Source organism: Escherichia sp. E.sYA108 (assembly GCF_011754335.1).
GTDB lineage: Bacteria > Pseudomonadota > Gammaproteobacteria > Enterobacterales > Enterobacteriaceae > Escherichia > Escherichia coli.
On the sequence record NZ_JAAQVZ010000001.1, the window covers coordinates 4,440,856 to 4,454,835 of the forward strand.

Sequence of the window (13,980 nt, forward strand, 5' to 3'; positions counted from 1 at the left end):
ATGATGGGGAAGGTATGACGCCGTTACGCGTTTTTCGTAAAACAACACCTTTGGTTAACGCCATTCGCCTGAGCCTGCTGCCGCTGGCCGGTCTCTCGTTTTCCGCTTTTGCTGCACAGGTTAATATCGCACCGGGATCGCTCGATAAAGCGCTCAATCAGTATGCCGCACACAGCGGATTTACCCTCTCGGTTGACGCCAGCCTGACGCGCGGCAAGCAGAGCAACGGCCTGCACGGCGATTACGACGTCGAGAGCGGCCTGCAACAACTGCTGGACGGCAGCGGACTGCAGGTAAAACCGCTGGGAAATAATAGCTGGACGCTGGAGCCCGCGCCCGCACCAAAAGAAGATGCCCTGACCGTGGTCGGCGACTGGCTGGGTGATGCGCGTGAAAACGACGTATTTGAACATGCTGGCGCGCGTGACGTGATCCGCCGTGAGGATTTCGCCAAAACCGGCGCAACCACCATGCGTGAGGTACTTAACCGCATCCCTGGCGTCAGCGCGCCGGAAAACAACGGCACCGGCAGCCACGACCTGGCGATGAACTTTGGCATCCGGGGCCTGAACCCGCGCCTCACCAGCCGCTCGACCGTCCTGATGGACGGCATCCCCGTCCCCTTCGCCCCTTACGGTCAGCCGCAGCTTTCACTGGCTCCCGTTTCGCTCGGCAACATGGATGCCATTGACGTGGTACGCGGTGGTGGTGCGGTGCGTTACGGACCGCAGAGCGTGGGCGGCGTGGTGAACTTTGTTACCCGTGCCATTCCGCAGGACTTTGGTATCGAGGCGGGCGTGGAAGGTCAGCTCAGCCCAACCTCTTCACAAAACAACCCGAAAGAGACGCACAACCTGATGGTGGGCGGCACAGCGGACAACGGTTTTGGCACCGCGCTGCTCTACTCCGGCACGCGCGGCAGTGACTGGCGCGAGCACAGCGCCACCCGCATCGACGACCTGATGCTGAAAAGCAAATATGCGCCGGATGAGGTGCACACCTTCAACAGCCTGCTGCAATATTACGACGGTGAAGCCGACATGCCCGGTGGCCTGTCTCGCGCGGATTACGACGCCGATCGCTGGCAATCCACCCGCCCGTATGACCGCTTCTGGGGTCGTCGCAAGCTGGCGAGCCTGGGCTACCAGTTCCAGCCAGACAGCCAGCATAAATTCAACATTCAGGGGTTCTACACCCAAACCCTGCGCAGCGGCTACCTGGAGCAAGGCAAACGCATCACCCTCTCGCCGCGTAACTACTGGGTGCGCGGTATTGAGCCACGCTACAGCCAGATCTTTATGATCGGCCCTTCCGCGCACGAAGTGGGCGTGGGCTATCGCTATGTGAATGAATCAACGCATGAAATGCGTTACTACACCGCCACCAGCAGCGGGCAGTTGCCGTCCGGCTCAAGCCCTTACGACCGCGATACGCGTTCCGGCACCGAGGCGCACGCCTGGTATCTGGATGACAAAATCGACATCGGCAACTGGACCATCACGCCGGGTATGCGTTTCGAACATATCGAGTCATACCAGAACAACGCCATCACAGGCACGCACGAAGAAGTGAGCTATAACGCACCGCTTCCGGCGTTGAACGTGCTCTATCACCTGACTGACAGCTGGAATCTTTATGCAAACACTGAAGGCTCGTTCGGCACCGTACAGTACAGCCAGATTGGCAAGGCTGTGCAAAGCGGCAATGTGGAACCGGAAAAAGCGCGAACCTGGGAACTCGGTACCCGCTACGACGACGGCGCGCTGACGGCGGAAATGGGGCTGTTCCTGATTAACTTTAACAATCAGTACGACTCCAACCAGACCAACGACACCGTCACTGCACGTGGCAAAACGCGCCATACCGGGCTGGAAACGCAGGCACGTTACGATCTGGGTACGCTAACGCCAACGCTTGATAACGTTTCCATCTACGCCAGCTATGCGTATGTGAACGCGGAAATCCGCGAGAAAGGCGACACCTACGGCAATCTGGTACCATTCTCCCCGAAACATAAAGGCACGCTGGGCGTGGACTACAAGCCAGGAAACTGGACGTTCAATCTGAACAGCGATTTCCAGTCCAGCCAGTTTGCGGATAACGCCAATACGGTGAAAGAGAGCGCCGACGGCAGTACCGGCCGCATTCCCGGCTTCATGCTCTGGGGCGCACGCGTGGCGTATGACTTTGGCCCGCAGATGGCAGATCTGAACCTGGCATTCGGTGTGAAAAACATCTTCGACCAGGACTACTTCATCCGCTCTTATGACGACAACAACAAAGGCATCTATGCAGGCCAGCCGCGCACGCTGTATATGCAGGGGTCGTTGAAGTTCTGATGTGTTAACGCCCGGCTTGCCGGGCTTTTAGCTGGAATGTGATTATGTTGGCATTTATCCGTTTTATTTTTGCAGGCCTGCTGCTGGTGATCAGCCACGCCTTTGCCGCCACGGTTCAGGACGAACACGGCACGTTTACACTCGAAAAAACGCCACAACGGATTGTGGTGCTGGAACTCTCGTTCGCCGATGCGCTGGCCGCCGTGGACGTCAGCCCGATCGGTATTGCCGACGATAACGATGCAAAACGCATCCTGCCCGAAGTGCGTGCGCACCTGAAACCGTGGCAGTCCGTCGGAACGCGCGCGCAGCCGAGCCTGGAAGCCATTGCCGCTCTGAAACCAGACCTGATCATTGCCGACAGCAGTCGCCATGCGGGGGTTTACATCGCCTTGCAGCAAATCGCGCCGGTACTGCTGCTTAAGTCCCGCAACGAAACCTACGCTGAAAATTTGCAATCTGCGGCTATCATCGGCGAAATGGTGGGTAAAAAGCGAGAGATGCAGGCACGCCTGGAACAACATAAAGAGAGGATGGCGCAGTGGGCCAGCCAGCTTCCCAAAGGGACACGCGTGGCCTTTGGCACATCACGCGAACAGCAATTCAACCTGCATACTCAGGAGACCTGGACCGGCAGCGTGCTGGCCTCTCTGGGGCTGAACGTTCCCGCTGCGATGGCGGGTGCGTCCATGCCGTCCATCGGCCTGGAGCAACTGCTGGCGGTCAATCCTGCCTGGCTGCTGGTTGCCCACTATCGCGAAGAGAGCATTGTTAAACGCTGGCAACAAGATCCGCTCTGGCAGATGTTAACCGCCGCGCAGAAGCAGCAGGTTGCTTCGGTCGACAGTAACACCTGGGCGCGGATGCGCGGTATTTTTGCTGCAGAGCGTATTGCCGCTGACACGGTAAAAATCTTCCACCATCAGCCGCTTACCGTTGTGAAATGACCGCGATAAAACACCCGGTGCTGCTGTGGGGGCTTCCCGTTGCAGCACTTATTATTATTTTCTGGCTGAGTCTGTTTTGCTACTCGGCCATTCCTGTTTCCGGAGCAGATGCAACCCGCGCCCTGCTGCCTGGACACACGCCAACGCTACCAGAAGCGCTGGTGCAAAACCTTCGTTTGCCACGAAGCCTGGTCGCCGTTCTGATCGGCGCAAGCCTGGCGCTCGCGGGCACGCTGCTGCAAACCCTGACCCACAACCCAATGGCCTCTCCTTCACTGCTCGGCATTAACAGCGGCGCGGCGCTGGCTATGGCGCTTACCAGCGCGCTGAGTCCGACGCCGATTGCAGGCTATTCTCTGTCGTTCATCGCGGCATGCGGGGGCGGCGTGAGCTGGCTGCTGGTCATGACCGCAGGAGGCGGATTTCGTCATACCCATGACAGAAACAAACTGATCCTCGCGGGTATCGCGCTGTCGGCCTTTTGTATGGGCCTTACCCGCATCACCCTGCTGCTGGCCGAAGATCATGCTTACGGCATCTTTTACTGGCTGGCAGGCGGAGTGTCCCACGCCCGCTGGCAGGATGTCTGGCAGCTCTTGCCGGTGGTGGTCACTGCAGTCCCTGTCGTGTTGCTGCTGGCGAATCAACTGAACCTGCTCAACCTCAGCGACAGCACCGCCCATACGCTGGGAGTGAACCTGACGAGGCTACGTTTGGTCATCAATATGTTAGTGCTGCTTCTGGTTGGTGCGTGCGTCAGCGTGGCAGGTCCGGTGGCGTTTATCGGTCTGCTGGTGCCACATCTGGCGCGCTTCTGGGCAGGCTTCGATCAGCGCAACGTACTGCCAGTGAGCATGCTGCTGGGGGCCACGCTGATGCTGCTGGCAGATGTACTCGCACGCGCACTGGCCTTCCCCGGAGATCTGCCCGCAGGCGCAGTGCTGGCGCTGATTGGCAGCCCTTGCTTTGTCTGGCTTGTGAGGAGGCGAGGATGAAAATTGCGCTGGTTATTTTCATCACCCTTGCCCTGGCGGGCTGTGCGCTGTTATCACTCCATATGGGAGTGATCCCCGTGCCGTGGCGCGCGCTGCTGACCGACTGGCAGGCCGGACGCGAGCATTATTATGTATTGATGGAGTACCGACTGCCGCGCTTGCTGCTGGCACTGTTTGTCGGTGCAGCCCTCGCCGTGGCGGGCGTGCTGATACAGGGGATTGTGCGCAACCCTCTGGCATCACCGGATATTCTCGGTGTTAACCATGCCGCCAGCCTGGCCTCTGTGGGGGCTCTACTTCTTATGCCGTCACTGCCCGTGATGGTGCTGCCGCTGCTGGCCTTTGCGGGCGGCATGGCGGGGTTGATATTGCTGAAGATGCTGGCAAAGACCCACCAGCCGATGAAGCTGGCGCTCACCGGCGTGGCGCTTTCTGCATGCTGGGCCAGCCTGACGGATTATCTGATGCTCTCGCGCCCGCAGGATGTGAACAACGCCCTGCTGTGGCTGACCGGCAGCTTATGGGGCCGTGACTGGAGCTTTGTGAAGATTGCCATCCCGCTGATGATTTTATTTCTGCCGCTGAGCCTGAGTTTTTGCCGCGATCTCGACCTCCTTGCACTCGGCGATGCGCGCGCCACCACGCTCGGTGTGTCGGTGCCCCATACCCGATTCTGGGCTTTGTTACTAGCTGTCGCCATGACATCTACCGGCGTGGCCGCCTGCGGCCCGATTAGCTTTATTGGTCTCGTGGTGCCGCATATGATGCGTAGCATCACCGGTGGACGTCACCGCAGACTGCTGCCTGTTTCGGCCCTGACAGGTGCGTTGCTGTTGGTGGTTGCCGATCTGCTGGCGAGAATTATTCATCCCCCACTGGAGCTCCCGGTTGGCGTGCTGACCGCCATTATCGGTGCGCCGTGGTTTGTCTGGTTGCTTGTGAGAATGCGATAAATGACTTTACGAACTGAAAATCTGACGGTCAGTTACGGGACAGACAAGGTACTTAACGACGTTTCACTCTCACTGCCAACGGGGAAGATCACCGCCCTGATCGGTCCTAACGGTTGCGGGAAATCGACGCTGTTAAACTGTTTTTCGCGGCTTTTAATGCCGCAGTCTGGCACCGTATTTCTCGGCGATAATCCCATAAATATGCTCTCATCGCGCCAGTTGGCCCGCAGGCTTTCGCTGCTGCCTCAGCACCATTTAACGCCAGAGGGGATCACAGTCCAGGAGCTGGTTTCGTATGGTCGTAATCCCTGGCTGTCACTCTGGGGGCGTCTCTCCGCTGAAGACAATGCACGAGTTAATGTCGCCATGAACCAGACCCGGATCAATCATCTTGCCGTTCGTCGGTTAACCGAGCTTTCCGGCGGTCAGCGCCAGCGCGCATTTCTGGCAATGGTCCTGGCCCAGAATACGCCCGTTGTATTACTTGATGAGCCAACCACCTATCTTGATATCAATCACCAGGTGGACCTGATGCGGTTGATGGGCGAACTCCGGACTCAGGGGAAAACGGTGGTCGCTGTGCTGCACGACCTTAATCAGGCTAGCCGGTACTGCGATCAACTGGTGGTAATGGCAAACGGACATGTTATGGCGCAAGGCACACCAGAAGAGGTGATGACCCCAGGATTGCTGAGAACAGTATTCAGCGTGGAAGCGGAAATACACCCCGAGCCGGTATCTGGCAGGCCGATGTGCCTAATGAGGTAGATTGCACAGGCCGTAAGAACCAAACCACGACTGAATGAAACTGGACTGGCGCCAGCAAGCCTGTTCAGACTGGGGCTGAACTTTTCCGGACTCTGAAAGATTACCAATACTCATCGTCCATCCGCTTGCTTTAGGCTGACAGGTTCATAATCAACGCAAACCAGAGCTGTACAGGCTTGGGCGCGGCTTTCAAACCAGTCGTGATCACGGCAATCAATTTTGAACTCTGCTTAACGGACATTTCTGTATAACCCTTACGGCAACGAAAAACGCGAAGTTAAAATTTTAGAAACCCAAAAACGTGACATGACTAAGTTTAGATTTCAGGGGGGGAGATCAAAAAATTTCGCTCTGTGCCAGAGCGGACATTCACGGAGCTGGTTCATTACCAATGAGGTTGGGCTTTTGAGGATAAATCAATGATCAGACGCCAACGTAAATCAAAAGCAACCCTGGAACGGAATTGCTAATCCAGTTTCTGACCATCGATTTTTCTAAAAAGTGTGCGTTTGCTACTACTTAGGTAGGTGCAGCTTTCTTAATCACCGGCAGCCACGTTATACAGGCCAGTTGATGGATCGATTGTTATCAATGATATCTTTATGAGTCGGTGTCTCACCCAGCTTACCGAAGCTGGCATAAAGTGAAGGCAGACGGGCCCGTCCTTCTCCCTTTTTCGCCAGAGGGAAAGCGCGAAGCATGGTGGCAGCCTCCCAGTCACAACAATAGGATGGTGTGCACGGCTGCTGACGCCATGATTCAGCGATAGAGCCGGAAAATACGGGGTCAAAGCCGGTATCATTAACCAGAGTCATCGTGACCTGTACTGCGGCTGGATGATCTCCTGCTACTGCAACTGCTAGGCGACCGCGGCTCCCTTCAGGTAGTCTGTTGTGGTCAACTAAAACTGGCCTCCGCGTTAGAGTTTTTCCAGTATCGGTTTTCTGATTCGTTTGGTGGTAACCCACCATTATATTCGTGCGGTCTTAGTGCGCTGTAATATCCAACGATATAGTCCGTTATTGCGTGAGCTGCATCGCTGAAGCTTACATAGCCCGTCGCTGGCACCCATTCGTTCTTCAGACTCCTGAAGAAGCGCTCCATTGGGCTGTTATCCCAGCAGTTTCCACGCCGACTCATACTCTGCCTGATCCGGTATCGCCACAGTAACTGCCGGAACTGCCTGCTCGTATAATGACTGCCTTGATCGCCTGGAACATCACCCCGACGGGCTTACCACGGGTTTCCCATGCCATTTCCAGTGCTTTCATGGTAAGCCTGCTGTCCGGCGAGAACGACATGGCCCAGCCCACTGGTTTTCTTGCGAACAGGTCGAGAACAACGGCGAGGTACGCCCAGCGCTTACCCGTCCAGATATAGGTCACATCACCGCACCACACCTGATTTGGTTCCGTTACGGCGAACTGTCGCTCAAGATGATTCGGGATAGCAACGTGCTCATGACCGCCACGCTTATACCGGTGAGTCGGCTGCTGGCAACTGACCAGCCCCAGCTCTTTCATGAGTCTGCCAGCAAGCCAGTGCCCCATCTGGTAGCCTCTCCGGGTTGCCATTGTGGCGATGCTTCTTGCTCCGGCAGAGCCGTGGCTGATGCCATGCAGTTCAAGTACCTGGCTGCGTAATACAGCCCGTCTGCCGTCTGGTTTTTCAGGACGGTTTTTCCAGTATCTGTAGCTGCTGCGATGAACCCCGAACACATGGCAGAGTGTGACCACAGGATAATGCGCTCTGAGTTTCCTGATTATCGAGAACTGTTCAGGGAGTCTGACATCAAGAGCGCGGTTGTAGATTCAATTGGTCAACGCAACAGTTATGTGAAAACATGGGGTTGCGGAGGTTTTTTGAATGAGACGAACATTTACAGCAGAGGAAAAAGCCTCTGTTTTTGAACTATGGAAGAACGGAACAGGCTTCAGTGAAATAGCGAATATCCTGGGTTCAAAACCCGGAACGATCTTCACTATGTTAAGGGATACTGGCGGCATAAAACCCCATGAGCATAAGCGGGCTGTAGCTCATCTGACACTGTCTGAGCGCGAGGAGATACGAGCTGGTTTGTCAGCCAAAATGAGCATTCGTGCGATAGCTACTGCGCTGAATCGCAGTCCTTCGACGATCTCACGTGAAGTTCAGCGTAATCGGGGCAGACGCTATTACAAAGCTGTTGATGCTAATAACCGAGCCAACAGAATGGCGAAAAGGCCAAAACCGTGCTTACTGGATCAAAATTTACCATTGCGAAAGCTTGTTCTGGAAAAGCTGGAGATGAAATGGTCTCCAGAGCAAATATCAGGATGGTTAAGGCGAACAAAACCACGTCAAAAAACGCTGCGAATATCACCTGAGACAATTTATAAAACGCTGTACTTTCGTAGCCGTGAAGCGCTACACCACCTGAATATACAGCATCTGCGACGGTCGCATAGCCTTCGCCATGGCAGGCGTCATACCCGCAAAGGCGAAAGAGGTACGATTAACATAGTGAACGGAACACCAATTCACGAACGTTCCCGAAATATCGATAACAGACGCTCTCTGGGGCATTGGGAGGGCGATTTAGTCTCAGGTACAAAAAACTCTCATATAGCCACACTTGTAGACCGAAAATCACGTTATACGATCATCCTTAGACTCAGGGGCAAAGATTCTGTCTCAGTAAATCAGGCTCTTACCGACAAATTCCTGAGTTTACCGTCAGAACTCAGAAAATCACTGACATGGGACAGAGGAATGGAACTGGCCAGACATCTAGAATTTACTGTCAGCACCGGCGTTAAAGTTTACTTCTGCGATCCTCAGAGTCCTTGGCAGCGGGGAACAAATGAGAACACAAATGGGCTAATTCGGCAGTACTTTCCTAAAAAGACATGTCTTGCCCAATATACTCAACATGAACTAGATCTGGTTGCTGCTCAGCTAAACAACAGACCGAGAAAGACACTGAAGTTCAAAACACCGAAAGAGATAATTGAAAGGGGTGTTGCATTGACAGATTGAATCTACAGTAGCCTTTTTTAATATTTCATTCTCCATTTCAATGCGTTGTAGCTTTTTCCTCAGCTTACGTATTTCGATTTGTTCTGGTGTTATCGGAGAGGCTTTTGGTGTTTTGCCCTGACGCTCATCACGCAGTTGTTTGACCCATCTTGTCATTGTGGAAAGGCCAACATCCATAGCTTTGGCGGCATCTGCCACCGTGTATGTCTGGTCAACAACCAGTTGAGCGGATTCGCGTTTAAACTCTGCGCTAAAATTTCTTTTTTTCATTGGAGCACCTGTGTTGTTCTGAGGTGAGCATATCACCTCTGTTCAGGTGGCCAAATTCAGTAAACCACTTCACCACTTCAGAGCAGACGAGACAAAAAGAATGGTTGACGCATCAGCTCAACCCCATATAGTTGTAACACTTGAGCCAAACCCTTGGGCCGCTTTTTACTTTGATATTAACATTGCTAATACAGGGAACGCACCTGCCTATAATGTTGAGGTTGTGTTTGATCCTCCACTAGTAAATGCGGAGCATAGAGAAAAAAGTGAGATTCCGTTTAGTAAGGTAAGCGTGTTAAAAAATGGGCAATCACTTACCAGCAATCTCTGTAAGTATGAACAAATCAAAGATCAAATTTATAATATTAATATAAGCTGGGCAAGCAAACCTAAATCAAACGATAGAGAAACAAATGAATATGTGTATGACATGGCGACATTTGAAGGAATAAGTTATCTAGGAGCGAGAAGCCCATTGACGCAAATTGCAGAACAAATTAAAGGTATAAGAGAGGATTGGAAACCTATTGCACAAGGAGCTAAAAAAGTAAAAGCAGACGTATATACTTCAAGCGATAGAAACGAAGAACGCACGTATCTGCAAGAGCAACACGATTTGGCAATAAAAAGGAGAGATGAGAAAAGAGAAAAAAGATTAGAGTCTGGTGAATAATTTTAAAGGGAGTGGGTAACTAACCCACTCGTAACTATAAACCTGTAATTAATCACTTATTTTTGACAACAGATAATTACTGAACGCACTGCAAGTGACTAACATAAATTTAGCTTCAGCTAAGGTAGGATTTACATCTTCTTCTGTTAGCGCATGACGTATTCCACCCTGATCACTTGTATAACCATAGAGCTGACTAAAAGCGCCTTTCATTGCAGAGTGTATATATCCTTTTTCCTCTATAGCTTTAAGACAAGCCCCCAAGGTTCCTTTATCATTGCCCGTGATTTTCCTGCATAAAGATTCAATTGCAGAGATAGACTCTTTAATCGAGTTTCTGTAGTCTGGCTGCTCTCTATCCGTCATTAGTTGTAACGCCCTTTCGAAATGGCTACGCGATGAATCAGTGCCATTATCAACTGCGTTCTGAACACTTTCAATTTCGTTATCATTTGAAATAGGAGTAATACAACCATTTATTATGGTATAACCAACGCCATGCTTTTTAAAGATGGAATTGAGATGCTTCGATAGATTAATATATGAATTAGTTCTCTCAATGATGAACTCAATTAAATCATATACCAAATACCATGCTTCCCCATATATATAATCTCGGATAGCAGTCAGCAACGTCTTATCACTTTTGTATCCACTTTCATAACGAGGAATATTATCCGCAGGTTGATTTAGATAATATATCCACACAGACTGCGCACATTTTGTTGCTGTAGCAGTTTGACGATTGTTAGTCCAAAGGAAAAGATATAAGCAATTCCACAATGCCATGCGTGTATCAGAATTAAGATCATTCAGCTGGACATGCTCTCTAACGTTAACATGACCATACCTCACAGAAAATGGCTTTATCATTCTTCCCCTGCCTGATTGTTATGTTCGTTTAAATTATGCAGTCTAAGTTTGATACAATCATATATTAAGCAATAGAATCCATAAAGCCCCGTTGGTGGTAAGACAACAAGCGGAGCCTCTTGCGACTTCATCAGGGTTATGTCAGTTAGTGAGGCTTATCAGGATGACCATGTACCCAAGGGGAGCGAGGCCGAACCGCTGGCAGAGCTTGCATATGGTCTGCAAGTACCGTGACCACCATAAACCTGTTTATCCCCTGCGGCGTCTCGCGACGGCGACAGAATGGGGGCATCGGGCTAAAATGCGCTGCACTAAAAGTTTTGGGATTGTTTAGAGACGGTGGCTACGTCATAGCTTTCAAGTTGAGTCAGTACGTGTTTGACGCTTGGAACGACACGCCGCTATGAGTTAACATCCCAATTACCACTATCAACCACAGCGGCTTTTTCAAGGGACATAACAGAGCATTTCTTACAGGCAAAAGAGACAGATTTAATCGTCTAACCAACTGTATTGTAAGGAATTTAGTAACTTGGTGCCGAAGGCCGGACTCGAACCTAAGTCTCTATAACCTGCTGTAATCACGTTCCTGTTAGCTGTTAAGAGAGCAATCGTAGGACCTTTTTGTTCTAGGGGCTACATATTAAGTTTGATCCGCTGGACGGAATCAAACCGAGTGTTCGTGGCGGCATAAAACATCAACGTGCCATACCTGCCTTTTAATGTTTCTGGAGGTCTGCCGAGTCGGGAGGAAAGAACATTTGTCAGCTATGTGGACGTTGAATAAACGCCACTGCGTTCGGATTTTGAAACCAGTTAGACCCCGGCAGACCTTGTTCAGAATAACTATTTAACTCAATGTTATTTATATGAATTAAGCCATTAAGAGCCAAAGCGAAACGCCACCGTAACGCACCCGCATTTTGCTGTTTTATTCACTCTTATAGAAACAAAGGGCTGATGAAACATAAGACTATCAGCATCTAATGAATACTGTTCATCCATACAGCATAAAAATTCATAAACTTACACTTGAGCTACTTTCTCAGTTTGTCCCACCGAACCGCTGATACGATACCCCAGTTGCCGCTAGGATTAGGCCTACGCCATTTTGCTGTCTCCATGCTACGAAGATACTCAAGAGCTTCAGCAAACGTGCCAAAACGCTTCTGAGCCGCTTTATCACCTACGCCAAACGAACCATCACGGGTGCTCGCCAAACCGGGGTGAAAACAGGAACCATCGGCTGCGTATGGAACCAACAGTTCCGAGTCGTTATCTTCAGATGGGCCAGGCGCTAACAACTGCCACGGCTCAACGCTCAGAGCGTTAGCCAGCACCTCAATCGCATCCAGAGACGCATTAGAGCCACCACGTTCAATTCTGCTCATATAACTACGTGCAAACCCGCACCGATCGGCAAAGGCCTCTTGGCTCAATCCGGTGGCAATGCGCAGTTCTTTTACCCGCTCGCCAAACTGTATTCTCAGGGATTTTTTCATGCACTGAATGTGCAATTTTGACCACTGTAAGGCCACGCTCCATATGAGATATTTTGAATCCAATCTCACTTCAGCGAGCTTAGTCACTAGCATTCATCGGCTGTATCATGACAATCCTTTTTGATTCAAAACAAACACCAATGGTGACATTTAAAACCCAACAAGTATGATGATCATCATCGGTTGGGCGTCACCAGCGTTCGCTATCAGGCGCGATGTGGTTTGGAAAGTGAGGGAATCATGACGGGAGCAGACTTTTTATTACCGATTGCAGCGGGAGCCGCGATTAGCTGGGCCAGTTATAGTGTAGTTGCCCATGCTGTATCAAAGCAGCACATCAGCACGCTACGCGCAACTGTATGGGGTGCTCTGGGCACTCTCTCATTGGTGCTGGGCGTATGCGCCTTTTCTGCTGTAGGTGCTGAGCATCAGACAGCACGAAAAGATATCGTATGTGCAGATGACAACCCGGAATGCTATGCGAAAACGCACCATAACCCGGTCAGGGAGTGCAAAAAGGTAATGGATGAGAAAGCGAAGTTTCGCCATGTGTGGCAAGAAAGCGAAGCGCCTGTATTTAATACTTATCTCTGGCACGATGAGAACGCGAAGATTATTCAGGCATTTGGGCAACAAGCTAAGGTAGTTAACAGCTTGGGGATGCTAGCTCCGCTTCAATACTTTTGTGTTTTCAACGCAAAAACAGGAGAAGTCATTGCGGCCTCTTTCGAATAAAAATGTGAGGGAATTCACCCTAACATCAAAAATAAACTTATGTAATGACCTCGCATTTAATTATTCATTTAAAGATTCAAGAAATGTCCAGCCTTTATGAGTAACATAATACATTTGTCCTTTTGCCCCTCTTTCAATCACAAAATCAAAGGATAACAGTTCGTTAAGTGCGCCCTCCCAACGGGCTACCTCTCTAGCCGAACTTCCACCAAAGGATTGATTTCCCGCTTGAATATCCGTGCCACCTAAATGCCTTATCACATAAATTGTTCCGCTATCATCGACACATGCTAATTTCAGCAAACTGAGTGCATCGGCGGACAAATTACTTTCTGGCAAAGATTGACTTGTATTCGCATCAGGAGAATTGTTAATGGTAGATATAAGAGAAGACAAATAAGGGCTACTAGAAATAATTATCGAAAGTTGCCTACGGACTTTTTCTTTGAAATCAGATAAGTCATTAAAAGACTCTATCAATCCCTTTTGCATGCACTCAGTTTTGAACAATTTAAGAGACTCATATTGTTCTCTATCAAGGCTTTCAGGGGCAACAGGCTTTGAGGAAAAGTAAATCATTGCCGGTTTTCCCGCATTCAAATGACGGTGGATTTCTTCGACTGTTCCGCTGGCCTCGTTCCCAGTCGGTGAGCCTAGACGAGTCCAAAACACACCGATTAATAAATCACAATCTACTAATAATCTTTGATTAATCAACTCCTGAGGCCTAACTCCTAATTCGGGTGATGTATGAGTTTCCCATCCAATTGGTGTCAACATTACTTTTGAACGAGCTGAATTTATATCATTCCACTCATGGATCATTTCACGAATGACTTGTCTCTCTTCAGCGACATCACCAGGAGAAGCAATCATTACAGGGATAACAGTTGCTGTGTAAGCCATA

12 protein-coding genes and 3 pseudogenes are annotated in these 13,980 nt (G+C 50.7%); 9 read left to right on the forward strand and 6 right to left on the reverse strand.

The features are described 5' to 3' along the window. Positions 1 to 14 precede the first annotated feature (14 nt). The 5 genes from fecA to fecE are packed head-to-tail and all read left to right on the forward strand — an operon-like array spanning position 15 to position 6,002. A complete protein-coding gene (fecA, locus tag HBM92_RS21305; protein ID WP_000188262.1) occupies positions 15 to 2,339 on the forward strand; it encodes a TonB-dependent Fe(3+) dicitrate receptor FecA in 2,325 nt (774 codons plus the stop codon). 44 nt (positions 2,340 to 2,383) lie between these two features. Next, entirely contained in the window at positions 2,384 to 3,286 is a 903-nt protein-coding gene (gene fecB, locus HBM92_RS21310; protein WP_000879148.1) for a Fe(3+) dicitrate ABC transporter substrate-binding protein FecB, read from the forward strand. Next, the gene (fecC, locus tag HBM92_RS21315; protein ID WP_000125187.1) at positions 3,283 to 4,281 is read left to right on the forward strand and encodes an iron-dicitrate ABC transporter permease FecC; all 999 of its coding nucleotides are present in this window, start codon (positions 3,283 to 3,285) and stop codon (positions 4,279 to 4,281) included. Before fecB ends, fecC begins: the two co-directional genes overlap by 4 nt. Further along, on the forward strand, positions 4,278 to 5,234 hold the full coding sequence (gene fecD, locus HBM92_RS21320; protein ID WP_000684856.1) for a Fe(3+) dicitrate ABC transporter permease subunit FecD: 957 nt from the start codon (positions 4,278 to 4,280) through the stop codon (positions 5,232 to 5,234). The genes fecC and fecD overlap by 4 nt, the downstream gene beginning before the upstream one ends. After that, complete coding sequence (gene fecE / locus HBM92_RS21325; protein ID WP_000175457.1) at positions 5,235 to 6,002, forward strand: Fe(3+) dicitrate ABC transporter ATP-binding protein FecE; 768 nt, start codon at positions 5,235 to 5,237, stop codon at positions 6,000 to 6,002. Positions 6,003 to 6,559: 557 nt separating this feature from the next. On the opposite strand, the gene HBM92_RS21330 is transcribed toward fecE, so the two are convergent. Together HBM92_RS21330 and HBM92_RS21335 are read right to left on the reverse strand one after the other, a co-directional pair. Beyond that, positions 6,560 to 6,817, reverse strand: a complete 258-nt coding sequence (locus HBM92_RS21330; RefSeq protein ID WP_000177060.1) for a hypothetical protein — start codon at positions 6,815 to 6,817, stop codon at positions 6,560 to 6,562. An 82-nt stretch (positions 6,818 to 6,899) separates the two neighbouring features. Then, positions 6,900 to 7,804: pseudogene (locus tag HBM92_RS21335) on the reverse strand (IS3 family transposase); the annotation flags it as partial. On the opposite strand from HBM92_RS21335, the pseudogene HBM92_RS25520 reads away from it, so the two are divergent. Then, positions 7,792 to 7,872 (forward strand): annotated as a pseudogene (locus HBM92_RS25520) (hypothetical protein); the annotation flags it as partial. The pseudogenes HBM92_RS21335 and HBM92_RS25520 sit on opposite strands and share 13 nt — an antisense overlap. Next, positions 7,869 to 9,020 carry an IS30-like element IS30 family transposase gene (locus tag HBM92_RS21340; protein WP_001254876.1) on the forward strand — a complete coding sequence of 384 codons (1,152 nt, stop codon included), beginning with the start codon at positions 7,869 to 7,871 and terminating at the stop codon, positions 9,018 to 9,020. The pseudogene HBM92_RS25520 and the gene HBM92_RS21340, both read left to right, overlap by 4 nt. Before the next feature lie 12 nt (positions 9,021 to 9,032). On the opposite strand, the pseudogene HBM92_RS21345 reads toward HBM92_RS21340, so the two are convergent. Further along, positions 9,033 to 9,290 (reverse strand): annotated as a pseudogene (locus HBM92_RS21345) (transposase); the annotation flags it as partial. 100 nt (positions 9,291 to 9,390) lie between these two features. Here HBM92_RS21345 and HBM92_RS21350 point away from each other — a divergent pair. Beyond that, positions 9,391 to 9,963 (forward strand): hypothetical protein, encoded by a 573-nt coding sequence (locus HBM92_RS21350; protein ID WP_000227281.1) that lies wholly within the window; start codon positions 9,391 to 9,393, stop codon positions 9,961 to 9,963. Between the two features lie 48 nt (positions 9,964 to 10,011). On the opposite strand, the gene HBM92_RS21355 is transcribed toward HBM92_RS21350, so the two are convergent. Together HBM92_RS21355 and HBM92_RS21360 are read right to left on the reverse strand one after the other, a co-directional pair. Then, positions 10,012 to 10,836, reverse strand: coding sequence for an AbiJ-NTD4 domain-containing protein (locus HBM92_RS21355; protein WP_000594912.1), 825 nt, complete (start codon positions 10,834 to 10,836; stop codon positions 10,012 to 10,014). A gap of 1,037 nt (positions 10,837 to 11,873) precedes the next feature. Next, positions 11,874 to 12,338, reverse strand: a complete 465-nt coding sequence (locus tag HBM92_RS21360) for a helix-turn-helix domain-containing protein (protein WP_000749342.1) — start codon at positions 12,336 to 12,338, stop codon at positions 11,874 to 11,876. 240 nt (positions 12,339 to 12,578) lie between these two features. Between HBM92_RS21360 and HBM92_RS21365 the strand changes: the two genes are divergently transcribed. Continuing rightward, entirely contained in the window at positions 12,579 to 13,073 is a 495-nt protein-coding gene (locus HBM92_RS21365; RefSeq protein WP_000145203.1) for a membrane protein, read from the forward strand. Positions 13,074 to 13,133: 60 nt separating this feature from the next. Here the strand turns inward: HBM92_RS21365 and HBM92_RS21370 are convergent, their stop codons facing one another. After that, positions 13,134 to 13,979, reverse strand: coding sequence for a hypothetical protein (locus HBM92_RS21370; protein ID WP_000331917.1), 846 nt, complete (start codon positions 13,977 to 13,979; stop codon positions 13,134 to 13,136). Position 13,980: the final 1 nt, after the last annotated feature.

Coding starts and splice junctions, on each gene's coding strand:
- HBM92_RS21340 (WP_001254876.1), top strand. CDS start 7,869: ATGAGACGAACATTTACAGCAGAGGAAAAAGCCTCTGTTTTTGAACTA.
- fecA (WP_000188262.1), top strand. CDS start 15: ATGACGCCGTTACGCGTTTTTCGTAAAACAACACCTTTGGTTAACGCC.
- HBM92_RS21355 (WP_000594912.1), bottom strand. CDS start 10,836: ATGATAAAGCCATTTTCTGTGAGGTATGGTCATGTTAACGTTAGAGAG.
- HBM92_RS21350 (WP_000227281.1), top strand. CDS start 9,391: ATGGTTGACGCATCAGCTCAACCCCATATAGTTGTAACACTTGAGCCA.
- fecD (WP_000684856.1), top strand. CDS start 4,278: ATGAAAATTGCGCTGGTTATTTTCATCACCCTTGCCCTGGCGGGCTGT.
- HBM92_RS21330 (WP_000177060.1), bottom strand. CDS start 6,817: ATGACTCTGGTTAATGATACCGGCTTTGACCCCGTATTTTCCGGCTCT.
- fecE (WP_000175457.1), top strand. CDS start 5,235: ATGACTTTACGAACTGAAAATCTGACGGTCAGTTACGGGACAGACAAG.
- fecC (WP_000125187.1), top strand. CDS start 3,283: ATGACCGCGATAAAACACCCGGTGCTGCTGTGGGGGCTTCCCGTTGCA.
- fecB (WP_000879148.1), top strand. CDS start 2,384: ATGTTGGCATTTATCCGTTTTATTTTTGCAGGCCTGCTGCTGGTGATC.
- HBM92_RS21365 (WP_000145203.1), top strand. CDS start 12,579: ATGACGGGAGCAGACTTTTTATTACCGATTGCAGCGGGAGCCGCGATT.
- HBM92_RS21370 (WP_000331917.1), bottom strand. CDS start 13,979: ATGGCTTACACAGCAACTGTTATCCCTGTAATGATTGCTTCTCCTGGT.
- HBM92_RS21360 (WP_000749342.1), bottom strand. CDS start 12,338: ATGAAAAAATCCCTGAGAATACAGTTTGGCGAGCGGGTAAAAGAACTG.